The sequence below is a fragment of the Actinoallomurus oryzae genome (genome assembly GCF_039541955.1).
Lineage (GTDB): Bacteria > Actinomycetota > Actinomycetes > Streptosporangiales > Streptosporangiaceae > Actinoallomurus > Actinoallomurus oryzae.
The window spans coordinates 92,256-107,963 of record NZ_BAABHF010000049.1; the positions used below are offsets into that span (position 1 = coordinate 92,256).

At 71.2% G+C, this 15,708-nt stretch carries 12 protein-coding genes; 3 read left to right on the top strand and 9 right to left on the bottom strand.

Features of this window, described 5'->3' with window-relative positions; translation table 11 throughout:
- Positions 1-41: 41 nt before the first annotated feature.
- A complete protein-coding gene (locus tag ABEA10_RS41280) occupies positions 42-653 on the bottom strand; it encodes a polysaccharide deacetylase family protein (RefSeq protein ID WP_345473557.1) in 612 nt (203 codons plus the stop codon).
- A gap of 462 nt (positions 654-1,115) precedes the next feature.
- On the opposite strand from ABEA10_RS41280, the gene efeU reads away from it, so the two are divergent.
- Entirely contained in the window at positions 1,116-1,973 is an 858-nt protein-coding gene (gene efeU, locus ABEA10_RS41285; protein WP_345473558.1) for an iron uptake transporter permease EfeU, read from the top strand.
- A 40-nt stretch (positions 1,974-2,013) separates the two neighbouring features.
- Here the strand turns inward: efeU and ABEA10_RS41290 are convergent, their stop codons facing one another.
- The gene (locus ABEA10_RS41290) at positions 2,014-3,666 is read right to left on the bottom strand and encodes an AMP-binding protein (protein WP_345473559.1); all 1,653 of its coding nucleotides are present in this window, start codon (positions 3,664-3,666) and stop codon (positions 2,014-2,016) included.
- A gap of 149 nt (positions 3,667-3,815) precedes the next feature.
- Here ABEA10_RS41290 and ABEA10_RS41295 point away from each other — a divergent pair, with 149 nt between their 5' ends.
- Together ABEA10_RS41295 and ABEA10_RS41300 are read left to right on the top strand one after the other, a co-directional pair.
- Positions 3,816-5,000: a thiolase family protein gene (locus ABEA10_RS41295; protein WP_345473560.1), complete on the top strand. Its 1,185-nt coding sequence runs from the start codon at positions 3,816-3,818 to the stop codon at positions 4,998-5,000.
- Entirely contained in the window at positions 5,000-7,096 is a 2,097-nt protein-coding gene (locus tag ABEA10_RS41300; protein WP_345473562.1) for a 3-hydroxyacyl-CoA dehydrogenase NAD-binding domain-containing protein, read from the top strand. Before ABEA10_RS41295 ends, ABEA10_RS41300 begins: the two co-directional genes overlap by 1 nt.
- A gap of 102 nt (positions 7,097-7,198) precedes the next feature.
- On the opposite strand, the gene ABEA10_RS41305 is transcribed toward ABEA10_RS41300, so the two are convergent.
- From ABEA10_RS41305 to dxs, 7 genes are all read right to left on the bottom strand, one after another.
- Positions 7,199-8,251 (bottom strand): hypothetical protein, encoded by a 1,053-nt coding sequence (locus tag ABEA10_RS41305; protein ID WP_345473564.1) that lies wholly within the window; start codon positions 8,249-8,251, stop codon positions 7,199-7,201.
- A 60-nt stretch (positions 8,252-8,311) separates the two neighbouring features.
- Positions 8,312-9,067, bottom strand: coding sequence for a class F sortase (locus ABEA10_RS41310; protein WP_345473566.1), 756 nt, complete (start codon positions 9,065-9,067; stop codon positions 8,312-8,314).
- A 62-nt stretch (positions 9,068-9,129) separates the two neighbouring features.
- Complete coding sequence (locus tag ABEA10_RS41315; protein ID WP_345473568.1) at positions 9,130-9,753, bottom strand: class F sortase; 624 nt, start codon at positions 9,751-9,753, stop codon at positions 9,130-9,132.
- Entirely contained in the window at positions 9,754-10,389 is a 636-nt protein-coding gene (locus tag ABEA10_RS41320) for a hypothetical protein (RefSeq protein ID WP_345473569.1), read from the bottom strand.
- A gap of 294 nt (positions 10,390-10,683) precedes the next feature.
- Positions 10,684-12,006: an FAD-dependent oxidoreductase gene (locus ABEA10_RS41325; RefSeq protein ID WP_345473571.1), complete on the bottom strand. Its 1,323-nt coding sequence runs from the start codon at positions 12,004-12,006 to the stop codon at positions 10,684-10,686.
- Positions 12,007-12,077: 71 nt separating this feature from the next.
- Entirely contained in the window at positions 12,078-13,559 is a 1,482-nt protein-coding gene (locus ABEA10_RS41330; RefSeq protein WP_345473573.1) for an amino acid permease, read from the bottom strand.
- Between the two features lie 201 nt (positions 13,560-13,760).
- A complete protein-coding gene (gene dxs, locus ABEA10_RS41335) occupies positions 13,761-15,653 on the bottom strand; it encodes a 1-deoxy-D-xylulose-5-phosphate synthase (RefSeq protein ID WP_345473575.1) in 1,893 nt (630 codons plus the stop codon).
- Positions 15,654-15,708 lie beyond the last annotated feature (55 nt).

Consider the following 15,708-nt stretch of genomic DNA (forward strand, 5'->3'; position numbering starts at 1 on the left):
CGTACGGCCGGGGGCTCCCCTTCTCATCGGCCTGTGCACGCTCACAGGGCCACGAAGGTCAGGCCGCGTTTCTTCAGCGCGGGGATGACCTTGCGCAGGGCCTTGATGGTCTCTGAGCGGTCGCCGCCGCCGTCGTGGCAGAGCAGGATGTCGCCGCCCTTGGCCTTCAGCATCGCGCGCTTGATGTGCCCGGTGCCCGGACGTGCCCAGTCGCGGGGGTCGATGTCCCAGTCGATGGGGATCATGCCGTGCCGGGCGGCCGAATGGAACACCGCGTGCGACCAGGCGCCGCCGGGCGAGCGGAAGAACTTCGGCGCGATCCCGGTCGCCTCGCCGATGCGGTCGTGCGCCTCGGTGATCTCCCGGTCGACCTTCTTCCGCGACATCTCGGCGATGTAGAGCGGGTGGTTCATCGTGTGGTTGCACAGCTGGTGACCGGCCTGGACGATCCGCTCCGCCAGCTTGGGGAACTGCTTCACCTGGATGCCGATGAGCGAGAAGGTCGCCTTCACCTCGAACTCGGCCAGCAGGTCGAGCATCTTCGGCGTCCACTCCGGCTGCGGGCCGTCGTCGATGGTCAGCGCGATGGTGTTCGGCGGGGCCGTCGGGAACACGTCGTGCACCCGGTGGACCGCGTCGGTGCGCGCGTGCACCGGCGCGTTGGGCGGGGGTATGACGCCCGGCCGCGGGCCGGGTGTCGGTCTCCTCCTCTTGACCGGCGGGACCGACCGGACCGGCTCCCGTCCCTGCGCTAAGGGCCGGGTGGGGACGGTCGTCACTCGGCCGTCGTCGCCCACGGCCAGCGCCCCAAGGCCGGCGGCGCCCAGAGCGAGCATCCGACGGCGAGTCATCACGTCCCGAAACTCCACATGTCAAACGCTATGCCCTCTAGAGGCACTTCGGGTACATGTGGCCCCACCAAATCAACGGCAATGCAGTACCAAATGGATCATCGTTCGGCACTCGGGACGACTCACTCGCAAGCGTCACAGGCCAGGGGCTTGCGTCGACCCCTCCTGGGCCGCAGAATCGCGATTAGGTTAGGTTTACCTAATGGCCTAGGCCCGAAACATCCGGCTCCGCTCCCGGAGCCCCCTAGAGGAGGTGCGCCCCCCTTGTTGCTCGGCAACTACCTCATCGGCCTGCGCGAAGGGCTCGAAGCCTCACTCGTCGTCAGCATCCTGATCGCGTATCTGGTGAAGTCGGGCAACCGCACCGCGCTGGCACCGGTCTGGGGAGGTGTGGGCACCGCCATCGCGCTCGCCGTCGGTTTCGGCATCGCGCTGAGCGTCGCCTCCGGCGAGATGCAGTTCAAGACGCAGGAGTCCTTCGGCGGCATCCTGTCGATCATCGCGGTCGGCCTCGTGACCTGGATGGTCTTCTGGATGCGCCGCACCGCGCGGTTCATGAAGGCCGAGCTGGAGGGCAAGCTGCAGGGCGCGCTGTCGATGGGCCGCGGGGCGCTGTTCGCGGTCGCGTTCCTGGCCGTCGGCCGGGAGGGCCTGGAGACCGCCCTGTTCCTGTGGACCAACATCAGCAACGCGAACAACTCCACCGAGCCGATCATCGGCGCCGTGCTCGGGCTGCTCACCGCGGCGCTGCTCGGCTACCTGCTCTACCGGGGCGGGCTCCGGCTCAACCTCAAGAAGTTCTTCACGATCACCGGAGCGGCCCTCATCATCGTGGCCGCCGGTGTGTTCGGGTACGGCTTCCACGACCTGCAGGAGGCCTCGATCCTGCCCGGCCTGACCACGCTCGCCTTCGAGCCGAGCAGCTGGTTCGCCGGCCTGGGCCAGGTCGGCCAGTGGCTGCAGACCGCGCTCCAGGGCGTGTTCAACCTGACCCCGCAGGTCACGGTGGCGCAGGCGATCGCGTGGGTGGTCTACATCATCCCGGTGATGTTCTTCTTCCTGCGCGCGCCCAAGGCGCCGGTCGCGACCACGCCGCGGAAGCAGACCGCGGGCGCGGGCTGACCGCCGGCGCGGCCGAGGCTCGTCGGTGGCGGGCGGTCCGTCAGGCGCCGGCCGCCTCGGGGAGGCGGTGCGGCACGACCTTGCCCATCGCGTTGCGGGGCAGGTGCGCGCGGAAGTGGACGTCGCGTGGCACGGCGTACCGGGCCAGCCGTTCGCGGACGTGCCCGCGGACCGTGTCGGCGTCGAGCCGCGCGCCCGGTGCCGTGACGATGTAGGCCGCCAGGCGTTCGCCGTACTCCTCGTCCGGCACCCCCGTCACCGCGACCTCGCGCACCTGCGGCAGCCGGGCGATCACGTCCTCGGCCGCGGCCGGAAAGACGTTCTCGCCGCCGGAGACGATCATCTCGTCGGCGCGGCCGTCGATGTAGAGCAGCCCCTCGTCGTCGAGGTGGCCGACGTCGCCCATGAAGAGCATGCCGTCACGGGTCTCCACCGGCACGCCGCCCGTGTAGCCCTCGAAGCGCGTGCTGCCCGCGACGTAGATGCGGCCGGTGGCGCCGCGCGGCACGGGGCGCCCGTCCGCGTCCAGGATCGCCACCTTCGCGCCGCTCGCCGGACGGCCCGCGGTGTGCGGGTGCGCGCGCAGGTCGGCACCGGTGGCGATGCTCACCCAGCCCGCCTCGGTGGAGCCGTAGACGTTGCACAGCTCGACCGGGAAGGCGTCCATGAAGGCCGTGGCCAGATCGCCCGGCAGCCGGGAGCCGCTGACCGCGGTGAGGCGCAGGGACGAGGTGTCGTACGCCGCGCGCGTGCGCTTCGGCAGCGCCAGGATGCGCTGCAGCATGATCGGCACGGTGATCAGCGTGGTGCAGGAGCGTTCCTGGATCGTCGCCAGCGTGCGCTCGGGGTCGAAGTGCCGCCCGAGCACGACGGTGCCCCGCATCGCCAGGGCGAGCTGGAACGAGGAGTAGCCCCACGCGTGGTACAGGGGCGCCTCGATGAGCATCCGCTCGCCGACGCGCAGCGGGGTGCGCGAGAGCATGGCGGTGAGCGGCACGAACCCCGGCCGCGGCGGTCGGCGCGCGCCCTTCGGCCGTCCGGAGGTGCCGGAGCTGAGGAAGACGATGCGCCCCTGGATCGGCGGCGGCTCGAGCGCGGGCGCGGGGGTCGCCTCGATCAGCTCGTCGATGGTGGGCCCGGGCCCGGGCCGGTCGTCCTCCCCCGTCCAGGCGGTCACCTTGGTGAACCGGCGGCCGCCGCGCGGCAGCAGGTCGGCGAACTCCACGTCCGCGATGACGATGTCGGCCCACAGCTCGCGCATCACGCTGTTGAGCTGGCCACGCCCGAGCCCGGTGCCCAGCAGCACGACCTCGGCCCCGCGCTTGCTGCAGGCGATCAGCGACTCGACCAGACCGCGGTGGTTGCGGCACAGCACGCCGACCCGGAGGCGGCGGCCACGGCAGTCGGGGATCAGCGCGGCGGCGAGCCGGTCGGTGCGGTCGTGCAGCTCGGCGTAGCTCAGCGCGCCCTTCTCGTCCACCAGCGCCGTACGGTCGGGGTCGCGCGCCGTCGCGGCGGCCAGGCCGCCGGCCAGCGTGGTGCCCCAGTGCAGCAGCGCGGTGAGCTGGCGGGTGGCGCGCAGTGGCCGCCATGGCCACAGCAGGCCTCTTCTCGCCATGGTCAGCGGAACGTTGAGGGCCTGACCCGCCCAGCGTCCGGGGCCGGAGCGGTACTCCGGTCTGGCGTGCACCACTGACGTGTCACTCCCTGCGATCCCGTGATTCCGGTCAGGCTACGGCGGGGACACGTCTCCAGCAAGACCCGCTTTCGCGCCAGCTGTTACTGGCGAGTAACCTATAGGCGTAAGAACCCATCAGCACCGCACCAGAAGGAGGACCGACCGTGCCTCGTATCGCGCGTGACGTGGTCTTCGTCGACGGCGTACGCACGCCGTTCGGCAAGGCCGGCCCCAAGGGGCTGTACGCCGAGACCCGCGCCGACGACCTCGTCGTCCGGGTGATCCGCGAGCTGCGGAGGCGCAACCCCTCGCTGCCCGCCGAGCGCATCGACGAGGTCGCCATCGCGGCGACCACCCAGACCGGCGACCAGGGCCTCACCATCGGCCGTTCGGCCGCGGTGCTGGCCGGGCTGCCCAAGAGCGTCCCCGGGTACGCCATCGACCGCATGTGCGCGGGCGCGATGACCGCCGTCACGACGGTCGCCGGCGGCATCGCGTTCGGCGCGTACGACGTGGCCATCGCCGGCGGGGTCGAGCACATGGGCCGCCACCCCATGGGCGAGGGCGTCGACCCCAACCCGCGGTTCCTCGCCGAGAAGCTCGTCGATGGATCCGCGCTGATCATGGGCATGACCGCGGAGAACCTGCACGACCGGTATCCGCAGATCACCAAGGAGCGCGCCGACGCGTACGCGGTGCGGAGCCAGCAGAAGGTCGCCGAGGCGTACGAGGCCGGCCGGTTCCAGCAGGACCTCGTGCCGATGGCGATCCGGTCCGGCGAGAAGGGGTACGGCCTCGCGACGCGCGACGAGCCGCCGCGTCCCGGCACGACCATGGAGAACCTCGCCGGGCTGAAGACGCCGTTCCGCCCGCACGGCCGCGTCACGGCCGGCAACGCCGCCGGGCTCAACGACGGCGCCACGGGCTGCGTCGTCGCGGCCGAGGAGGTCGCCGCCGAGCTGGGCCTGACCGCGCGGATGCGGCTCGTCGACTACTCGTTCGCCGGCGTCGAGCCGGAGGTCATGGGCATCGGCCCGGTCCCGGCCACCGAGAAGCTCCTCGCCCGCAACTCGCTGACGATGGACGACATCGGCCTGATCGAGATCAACGAGGCGTTCGCGGTGCAGGTGCTCGCCTTCCTCGACCACTTCAAGATCGCCGACGACGACCCGCGCGTGAACCCCTGGGGCGGCGCGATCGCCATCGGCCATCCGCTCGCGTCCTCGGGCGTACGCCTCATGACGCAGCTCGCCCGGCACTTCGAGGAGCGGCCCGACGTCCGGTACGGCCTCACCACGATGTGCGTCGGCATGGGCATGGGTGGCACTGTTCTTTGGGAGCGTGTGTGATGAGCGTCACGGACATCTTTTCCGACGAGGTGATCACGCACGCTCGCGTGCGGGACGTCGAGTTGCCGTACGGCGCGGGCACGATGGCGCTGATCACGCTCGACAACGGGTTCGACCACACGAAGCCGAGCACGTTCGGGCCGGGCGGCCTGACGGAGTTGAACGCCGCCCTGGACGCGGTCGCGGCCCGTGACGACCTGGCGGCCGTCGGCGTGACCGGCAAGCCGTTCATCTTCGCGGTCGGCGCGGACCTGAACGGCGTGCCGCTGATCACCGGCCGCGAGCAGGCGCTGGAGATCGCGCGGCTGGGGCACGCCGTGTTCCGCCGGCTGGGCGAGCTGGCGGTGCCCTCGTTCGCGTTCGTGAACGGCGCGGCGATGGGCGGCGGCGTCGAGGTGGCGCTGCACTGCGCGTACCGGACGATCTCCTCGGGCGTGCCCGCGGTGGCGCTGCCGGAGTGCTTCCTCGGCCTGGTGCCCGGCTGGGGCGGCACGTACCTGCTGCCGCGCCTGGTCGGCGCGGAGAACGCCCTCAAGGTCATCATCGACAACCCGCTGAACCAGAACAAGATGCTGCGTGGCCCGCAGGCCTTCGAGCTGGGCATCGCCGACGCGATGTTCGAGCCGGCCGACTTCCTGGAGGAGTCGCTGCGCTGGGCGGCCCGCGTGCTGACCGGCGAGGTGACGGTCGAGCGCGCGCCGGTCGACACGGGCGCGGCGTGGGACGAGGCGGTCGCCCAGGCGCGCTGGCGGGTGGAGGGCAGGCTGCACGGCGCGGCACCCGCCCCGCTGCGGGCCCTGGACCTGGTCGCGGCGGCCAAGGACCGTACGCGTGACGAGGGGTTCGCGGCCGAGGACGAGGCGCTCGCCGACCTGATCATGAGCGACGAGCTGCGGTCGGGGCTGTACTCCTTCGACCTGGTGCAGAAGCGGGCCAAGCGCCCGGCCGGCGCCCCGGACAAGGCCCTGGCCCGTCCGGTGACGAAGGTCGGCGTCGTCGGCGCCGGGCTGATGGCCTCCCAGCTCGGCCTGCTGTTCGCCCGCCGGCTCGGTGTGCCGGTCGTGCTGACCGACCTCGACCAGGAGCGGCTCGACAAGGGCGTGGCGTACGTGCACGCCGAGGTGGACAAGCTGCTCGGCAAGGGACGGATCTCCGCCGACGAGGCGGCCAAGCTCAAGGGCCTGGTGACCGGCTCGCTGACCAAGGACGCGTTCGCGGACGCCGACTTCGTCATCGAGGCCGTCTTCGAGGAGATGGGCGTCAAGCAGCAGGTCTTCGCCGAGGTCGAGGCCGTGGTCTCGCCCGAGTGCGTGCTGGCGACGAACACCTCGTCGCTGTCGGTCTCGGAGATGGCGGCCAAGCTGCGGCACCCCGAACGGGTCGTCGGCTTCCACTTCTTCAACCCGGTCGCGGTACTGCCGCTGCTGGAGATCGTCCGTGGCGAGCGCACCGACGACGCGACACTGGCCACGGCGTTCGCTACCGGCAAGGCGCTGAAGAAGTCCTGCGTGCTGGTCAAGGACGCCCCGGCGTTCGTGGTCAACCGCGTCCTGCTGCGGATGCTCGCCGAGATCGTGCAGACCGTGGAGGAGGGCACGCCGATCGACGTGGCCGAGCGCGCGGCGGCGCCGCTGGGCCTGCCGATGCCGCCGTTCGTCCTGATGGGGCTGGTCGGCCCCGCGATCGCGCTGCACGTGAACGAGACCCTGCACGAGGCGTTCCCGGACCGCTTCCCGCTGTCGGGCAAGCTGGCGAAGCTGGTCGCGGCCGGCAAGTCCGGCGTGTACCGGCCGGCCAGTGGTGGACAGCAGAGCACGCTCGACCCGGAGGCCGTGGAGATCTTCGCGGGCGGCACCTCACCGTCCACGGAGGAACAGGTGCTGACGCGGGCGCTCGACGCGCTGGCCGAGGAGATCCGCATCATGCTGGACGAGGGCGTCGTCGCGGCCCCGCAGGACATCGACCTGTGCATGATCCTGGGCGCGGGCTGGCCGTTCCACCTCGGCGGTGTCACCCCGTACCTGGACCGCACGGGCGTCGCGGAACGCGTGACCGGCTCCCGCTTCCTCGAGCCGGGAGTCGCCTCACTGCCATGACCACACCGGGCCGGAACGCCGCCGTCCCCTGGCCGGGCAGCGGCGTTCCGGCCTCGGCTCCTCGGCACCGCAGGCGCCGAGACAGTGGTGCGCGCTGGAGTTCTAGCCGGCCGCGAGCCGGACGCCGGCGAGTTCGGCCAGCTGCCGGGCGCAGGCGTCGGGGTCGCGGTCGTTGGCGCGCGGGTGGAGGCCGAGGTGGACCGTCGCCGCTCCCGGTAGGGCAAGCGGGTCGTACGGGCTGCCGTCGTAGGTGGCGTTGACGCCGAGCACGACGCCGTTGAGCGCGCTGGATTCGCCCGGCCGGTCACAGCACCACTCGACGATGATCAGATCGTCGTCCGCCGCCGTGAGCAACGCGTCCGGTACGGGCTCGGGAAGCGGGTCGATCTCGAAGTCGAAGTGGCACTCGCCGAGGTCCGCGAGCGCCGCCGCGATCCGCGGGTCGGCGGTGAAGTATCCGTTGAAGCGGATCGGCCCGCCGGCGGCGAGCAGGGGCACGGCGCGGGCCAGGGCGACCGGCGGTGGCAGCGGCACGGTGAGTTCGATGGCGGCGGGCCCGTAGACAGGTGGGCGATCCGCCGTACCGCGCCAGCCGAAGCTCCGGATCCGCACGTCGTTCTGCACGGTGCCGGGCGACGGGTTCGGGGGCGGGAGACCGGGTTCTGCCTTCACATGGGTGAAGAACCACGCGGCGACGCGTTCGGGTGACGCGGCGGGCGGAAGCAGGCCCGCCTCGGCGAGCGCCGCCAGCCACCGCTCGGCGCGGGGCCGTTCGGCCTGCTCCTGGCCGGGTTCGGCGGTGAAGCTCAGCGTCAGCTGCGACGCCCGCGGTTCGTCCCGGTCGCTTCCGATCCAGAAGGCCGATCCGAAGCCCGATGCGCCCTGCTCGGCCAACCAGGCGTCGAGCGGCCGCTCGCGCAATGTCGCGGCCAGCCGCCCGAGCTCAGCGGGCGGTACGTCCAGAACGGCCTCGGCACGCATCTCCGGCGCCGCCGCGGCGATCGCCGCCACCGCCGCCGGCCCTGTCAGGGTCCCCCGGGCCGAGAGGGAGATGGGGGGACGGGCACAGCGGGCGAGGACACGCCGCACGACGGTCATCGTGGTCTGGACGTCGCCGTCCGGCGACTCGACCCGATACAGCCGGCGATCAGCCACCCCGTCACGATATCGGCCACGCGCGTCGCCCGCCCTCGCAGCGGAGCGCTCCCGCCGCGGTCAGGGGACGAGGTGGGCGTAGACGATGATGTTGCCCAGGTAGTGCATCGTCTTCTTGTCGTACTTGCCGCCGCACGTGATGACGCGCAGGGCCGCGTACTTGGTCTTGCCGTACACGCTCTGCGTCGGGAAGCGGTCCTTGGCGACCGGCACGACGCTGTCGACGGCGAACTTCGCCACGCTGCCGCCCGTACGCCACACGTGGATGCGGTCGCCGCGGTGCAGGCTGCCCAGCCGGAAGAACACCGCCTGCTGGCGGTGGGCGTCGACGTGTCCCAGCACGACCGCCGCGCCCTTCTGGCCGGGTGTCGGGCCGTATTTGTACCAGCCCGCGAGGTTCGGCCGGCTCAGCGTCGGAACCTCGACCGTGCCGTCGGGGTTCTGGCCGAGCGGCTCGATCGGGGCGTTGACGTGGATGCGCGGGATGGTGATGCGCACCGGCAGCGCCCGGCTCATCGGCCGGGCCTTCACCACCGGTTCGGGCGCGTTGACCGACTTCGTCTTCGGCGGCTGCGGCGGGCCGCTTCCGTTCGAGCCGACGACGATCATCGTCACGCCCGCGCCCACCACGACGACCATGCCGCCCGCGACGAGGACGTTCGAGCGCCGGCGGCGTCGTTTCCGTGGCGGGCTCGGCTCCTCCGGGAGATCCGGCTCCCCCGGAGGAGTCCAGCCCGTGCCGGTGTACGTACCGAGGTCGGGGACGGTCGCGTCGATCGGGGGCATGCGGAGATCGGGGACCGTGACGTCTGCCATCTGCGACGCCATCGGTACCCCGTCCCCGTAGTCTCGCCGGCGGTGCCGTCCGGGCCGTTCGCTCAGGTGCCGTTCACCAACTTGCCGTACGCGATGATGTTGTCGACGTGGTGCCCCCACGACGCGTCGAACCGGCCGCCGCAGGTGATCAGGCGGATGCCCGGGTAGGGCAGCTTGCCGTACACCTTCTGCGTCGGGAATCGGCTCTTGGGGATCTGTTCGAGTTTGGTGATCTGGAAGGTGGCGACGCTGCCGTTGGCGCGCGTCACCTGGACCGTGTCGCCGGGCTTCAGAGTACCGAGCTTCTCGAACACCGAGGGGCGGCCGTTGCCGACGTTGTGCCCCAGGATGACCGATGCGCCCTTCTCTCCGGGCGTCGGGCCGCCGTCCCACCAGCCGGTCATGTTCGGCTTGCTCAGCGGCGGCACCTGGATCGTGTGGTCGGCGTTGAGGCCGAGCTTCATGATCGGTGAGTTGATGTTGAGCTTCGGGATGCGCAGGCGGGAGGGTACCGAGCGGGCCAGCGGCTTCACCGGCGCGCTGCTCGACACGGACGGAGCGGGCGTCCCCACCTTCGCGGGCGGCTTTCCGCCGCCTCCCCCGCATCCGGCCGCGGTCACCGCGAGCAGGGCACCGGCCGCCACGCCCAGGACGTGACGGCCGGCACGGTACCGCTCAGGAAGCACTCAGGCTCCAGCCGACGAACGCCGGCGGGTGTAGAGGAAGGTGCCGCCCGCGAGGCCCACGACGACGACGGCAGCGCCACCGGCGATCAGGCCGGTGTTCCCGCCGCCGTTGCTCGAGCCGTCACCGGTCTGCGGGGCGCCGCTGGGCAGCCCGGTCGGGGTGCCGGACGAGGTCGGCGTCGGGGTGCCGGACTTGGTCGGCGTCGGGGTGGGCTTCGGCCGCTTGTGCGGCTTGGTGGTGAACGTGTCGGTCCAGCGCCCGCAGTGGACCTCGACCTTGTACTCCTTGCCGTCGACCAGCTTCTTGCGGGTGGTCTCCTTGGCCGCGTAGCTGCCCTCGGTGCCCGTCGGCTTGAAGGGGTTGGTCGTGACGAAGAGGTGGTTCACGTCCACGATCGTCGGCACGACCGCGCAGTTCTCGACCGTCCAGGTGAGGGTGTCCCCGCCGTAGAAGGACTTCGGCGTCACGTCGGCGGTGGGCTCCTTGCCACCCGGCTTCACCGGCGACGCCGGGGCGTTCTTGGTGACGCCGCCGGAAACCGGTCCCGGCGTGTCCGTGGCGAAGGCAGGTCCCGCCATGCACAGCGCGACGATCGCGGCCGCGCCGCCCGCCGCCCCCAGACGTGCGATGTTCATTCAGTTTCCCCTCAGAGAGTGCGTGGCGTCGGGTCGAAGGTGGCCGGAGCGTCGCCACGACGTTTCAGCGCAGCACGTTAGTGGTACGCATGGGGAAAGTACTGATCAGTGGGACATACTGGCAAGTTACGGCCATATCGACAATTTCACAGCAACCAAACCGGCGGATCGCGCGTCTAAGGGTTCGATGGGGGCTTTCTTAAAGTCAGCTTAGAGAGTCATGAGCGGACGCCGGGACGCCGGTCAGCCTCCCGAGTCATGACCGAGCGCAGCGAGGGAACCAGAAGACGCGTCCTAGTGACCGTACGCCCGGCGCAGCGCCTCCCAGCCCGCCAGCTTCACGCGTTCGCCGCGATCGAGGGTGCGCGCCAGCTCGATCTCACCCGCGTCGATGCCGAGCCAGTCGTCGTACGTCACGACCCGCACGCCGCGCGACTCCAGCAGCGTCTCGATCGACCGCCGGTTTCCCTGGCGTTCGCCCTGGTCGGCGAGTAGCGCACGGACGGTCTCCGCCGCGTCGGCCTTGTTCGTGCCGATCACGCCGGTGGGACCGCGCTTGACCCAGCCCGCGACGTACTCCCCCGGCAGCGGTGTGCCGTCCTCGCCGAGGACCCGGCCGCCCTCGTTCGGCACGACGTACGCCCGCGCGTCGAACGGCACCCCGGGCAGGGGCACGCTCTGGTACCCGACCGAGCGCAGCACCAGGCCCACGGGCAGCGTCTCGAACTCCCCGGTGCCCACGACCCGGCCCTCGGCGTTCAGCGTGGTGTGCTCCAGCCGCAGGCCCTCGACCCGGCCGGTGCCCAGGATCTCCACCGGGCGCAGCCAGAACCGCAGGTCGAGGCGGCGCGGCAGATCACCGGCCGGACGGCCGGCCCACTCGCGCATGACCGCGACGTTGGCGCGCACGTGCCGGTCGGACTCGGCCAGCGCGGCGCTCGCCGGGTCGAGCCGCAGGTCCTCCTCGCGGACGTGCACCTCGGCGCCCGGCAGCGCGCCGAGCTCGCGGAGTTCTTTGGTGGTGAACTTCGCCTGCGCCGGCCCCCGGCGTCCGATCATGTGGATGTGACGCACGCCACTGCCGCCGAGCAGGGTGAGGACCGGATCGGGCACGTCGGTGGCGCGCAGTTCGCCGGCGGTCTTGGCGAGGATCCGTACGACGTCGACCGCGACGTTGCCGACGCCGATGACCGCGACGGCGTCCGCCGACAGGTCCACCGCGAGGTTCGTCGCGTCGGGATGGCCGCAGTACCAGTTGACGAAGTCGGTCGCGGCGACGCTGCCGGTCAGGTCCTCACCCGGGATGCCCAGGTGGCGGTCGACCATCGCGCCGGTCGCGTAGATCACCGCGTCGTAGCAGTCCAGCAGCTCCTCGCGCGTGACGTCCTTGCCGAACTCCACGCCGCCGAGGAACCGCACGTCGGGATGCTCCAGCACCCGCTGCAGGTAACGCGCGATCGACTTGATCGACGTATGGTCGGGCGCCACGCCGTAGCGCACCAGGCCGTAGGGGGTCGGCAGGCGGTCGAAGATGTCGACCTGGACACCCCCTTGCGCCTGCTTCACCAGGGCCTCGGCGGCGTAGATGCCCGCCGGGCCGGATCCGATGACCGCCACGTGATGATCAGATGCGTCCGCCACGCCGACATTGTTCCCAGATCACGGCCGGATTCCCATGTCCGGTGCCATCAGCCCCTTGTCACCTCCGTCCGCCCGGCCGGCTCGCCCACCCGGCTGTGGCCACGGCCGTACAGGAAGTACACGCCGAAGCCGACGACCATCCAGACCAAGAACCGCAGCCAGGTCTCGACCGGCAGGTTGAGCATGAGGTAACCGCAGGCCACGACGGCGAGGAAGGGCAGCACCGGCGAGGCGGGCACGCGGAAGGAACGCGGCAGGTCCGGATGGGTGCGCCGCAGGATCACCACGCCGATCGCGACCACCACGAAGGCGAACAGCGTGCCGATGTTCACCAGTTCGGCGAGCGCCGAGAGCGGGACGAGGCCGGCGATGAGGGCCACGACGACCCCGATGACGATCGTGATCCGGTACGGGGTGCCGTACCGGGGGTGGACCTTCCCCAGCCACGGCGGCAGGAGGCCGTCCCGGCTCATCGCGAAGAACACCCGGCTCTGGCCCAGCATGAGGATGAGCACGACCGTGGTGAGCCCGGCCAGGGCGCCGACGCTGACGACGGTGGCGAACGCCGGGTGCCCGACGTCCTTGAACGCCTGGGCCAGCGGCGCGTCGACGCTCAGGTGGCGGTAGTCCCGCATGCCGGTGACGACCAGCGAGACCGCGACGTACAGGGCGGTGCAGACCAGCAGGGAGGCGATGATGCCGATCGGCAGGTCACGCTTGGGCCTCTTGGTCTCCTCGGCGGCGGTGGCGACCACGTCGAAGCCGATGAAGGCGAAGAAGACGATCGCGGCCCCGGCGAAGACGCCCGCCCACCCGTACGTCGACGGGGTGTAGCCGAAGAGCACCTGGATCAGCGGCGCCTTGCCGCCGTGCACCTCGGGCGTGGCCGTCGCCTTCGGCACGAACGGGTGGTAGTTCACGCCCTTGACGAAGAACAGGCCCGCGACGATGACGAGCAGGACCACGGCGATCTTGACGGCGACGATGACGGCGTTGACGCGCGAGGAGATCTTCACGCCGAGGACGAGCAGCGCGGTGACGGCCAGCACGATGAGCATCGCGGGCACGTTGAACGCCGCCTTCTCCCCCACCAGCGAGGCGGGCAGGTGGAGGCCCATGTCGTCGAGAAGGATCTCGGCATAACCCGACCAGCCCACCGCGACGGTCGCCGCGCCGAGCGCCAGTTCGAGCATGAGGTCCCAGCCGATGATCCAGGCGGGCAGCTCGCCGATGGTGGCGTAGGAGAAGGTGTACGCCGAGCCGGCCACCGGGACGGTGGAGGCGAACTCCGCGTAGCAGAGCGCGGCGAGCGCGCAGGCGATGCCGGCCGCCACGAACGACAGCGCCACGGCCGGCCCGGCGTTCTCCTTGGCCACTTTGCCGGTGAGCACGAAGATGCCGGTACCGACGATGACGCCGACGCCGAAGACGGTGAGGTCGAGCGCGCTCAGTTCCCGGCGGAGCCGGGATTCCGGCTCGTCGGTCTCGCGGATGGATCGTTCCACCGACTTGGTACGGAGAACACTCATCACAGTCCTCGTTCGAAGGGTGACCGTTTGATCACCACGAGAACCGCCGCGAAACGCCGTGGAGCGGGTCTTCCCGCCCGAGTTCGCTGGTCACGGCGTGTTCCGAGTGCCTCAGGAGCCGGAGAAGGCCGCCGAACCGCCCGGCCGGAGCCGCCGAACCGCCGACCCGCCCGGCCGGAGCCGGCGGGCCGACGGCGGTCGTCACTCGGTGGGTTCGAGGACCGAGTCGCGGGCGATGGCGGCGGTGATGTCGCGGGCCAGCCCCTGGGGGGTCAGGCCGATGTCGGTGAGGATCTGCGCGCGCTTGGCGTGGTCGAGGAACCGCTGCGGGATGCCGAACGTGCGAACCGGCACGTCGACGTCGCCGTCGCGGAGCAGCCGCGCCACCGCGTCACCGACCCCGCCGACCCGGACGTTGTCCTCGACGACCGCGACGAGGCGGTGTTCGGCGGCCAGGCCGACGAGCTTCTCGTCGAGCGGCTTGACCCAGCGGGGGTCGACGACCGTCACCCCGATGCCGTGCGCGCCGATCAGCTTGGCCGCCTCCACGGCGGTGCCCGCCATGGCGCCGACGGCCACCAGCAGCACGTCGCTGTCCTCCGAACGCGACAGCACGTCGACGCCGCCGGTGCGCTCGATCGCCGGGACGTCGTCGCCGGCGGGGCCCTTGGGGAAGCGCACGACCGTCGGGCCGTCGGTGACCTCGACCGCCTCACGGAGCTGCTCGGTGAGCCGGGCGCCGTCGCGCGGAGCGGCGATCCGCAGGCCCGGCACGACCTGCAGGATCGACATGTCCCACATGCCGTTGTGGCTCGGCCCGTCGTCGCCGGTGACGCCCGCGCGGTCGAGCACGACGGTGACGGGCAGCCTGTGCAGCGCGACGTCCATCAGCAGCTGGTCGAAGGCCCGGTTGAGGAACGTGGAGTACACCGCGACGACCGGGTGCATGCCGCCGAACGCCAGACCCGCCGCCGAGGTCACGGCGTGCTGCTCGGCGATGCCGACGTCGTAGGTGCGCTCGGGGTAGACCTCGGCGAAGGCCGCCAGGCCGGTCGGGTGCAGCATCGCCGCGGTGATGGCGACGATGTCGGGCCGCTCCGCGCCGAGCCGGACCATCTCGTCGCTGAAGACCTTGGTCCAGCTCGGGCCGCCGCTCTTGGCGAGCTTGCGGCCGGTGGCCGGGTCGAACAGCCCCGGAGAGTGGAAGTGCTCCTCGTCGTCGTTCTCGGCGGGCGCGTAGCCGTAGCCCTTGCGCGTGATGCAGTGCACGATGACCGGGCCGCCGAACGCCTTGGCCTTGCGGAGCGCGTGCTCGACGGCGGCCTCGTCGTGGCCGTCGATCGGCCCGACGTATTTCAGGCCGAGGTCCTCGAACATCGCCTGCGGCTGCAGGATGTCCTTGATGCCCTTCTTGATGCCGTGCAGGGCGTCGTACGCCATGCCGCCCACGACCGGGGCCTTCGGCACGGTGCGCTTGATCAGGTCGAGCGCGTGCTCGTAGCCGCGGGTCATGCGCAGGTCGGCGAGGTGGCTCGCCAGGCCGCCGATGGTCGGGGAGTAGGAGCGGCCGTTGTCGTTGACGACGATGACGACCCGCCGGTCCTTGCCCGCGGCGATGTTGTTGAGCGCCTCCCAGGCCATGCCGCCGGTGAGCGCGCCGTCGCCGATGAACGGCACCACGAACCGGTCGCCCTCGCCGCGCAGCTGGAACGCCTTGGCGATGCCGTCGGCGTAGGACAGGGCGGTCGAGGCGTGGGAGTTCTCGATGACGTCGTGCTCGGACTCGGCCTGGCTCGGGTAGCCGGACAGGCCGCCGCGCCGGCGCAGGCCGTCGAAGTCGTGGCGTCCGGTGAGCAGCTTGTGGACGTACGCCTGGTGGCCGGTGTCGAAGAGGATCCGGTCGCGCGGCGAGTCGAAGACCCGGTGCAGGGCGATGGTCAGCTCCACCGCCCCGAGGTTGGGCCCGAGGTGACCGCCGTTCGTCGACACGACGGAGACGAGGACGTCACGGATCTCGCCTGCGAGCTGGGCGAGCTGTTCCGGCTCCAGGCGCTTGAGGTCTTCGGGCCGTTCAATCGACTCAAGTAGGGTCACCCGGGTCATCTCCTCGTGTTTCTGCGGATGCCGATTTTAATGGTGCTGCCAACCG

Bases quoted from the DNA above. Each gene is read 5' to 3' on its own strand.
- ABEA10_RS41320 (WP_345473569.1), bottom strand. From the start codon at position 10,389: ATGAACATCGCACGTCTGGGGGCGGCGGGCGGCGCGGCCGCGATCGTC.
- ABEA10_RS41330 (WP_345473573.1), bottom strand. From the start codon at position 13,559: ATGAGTGTTCTCCGTACCAAGTCGGTGGAACGATCCATCCGCGAGACC.
- ABEA10_RS41310 (WP_345473566.1), bottom strand. From the start codon at position 9,067: ATGGCAGACGTCACGGTCCCCGATCTCCGCATGCCCCCGATCGACGCG.
- ABEA10_RS41300 (WP_345473562.1), top strand. From the start codon at position 5,000: ATGAGCGTCACGGACATCTTTTCCGACGAGGTGATCACGCACGCTCGC.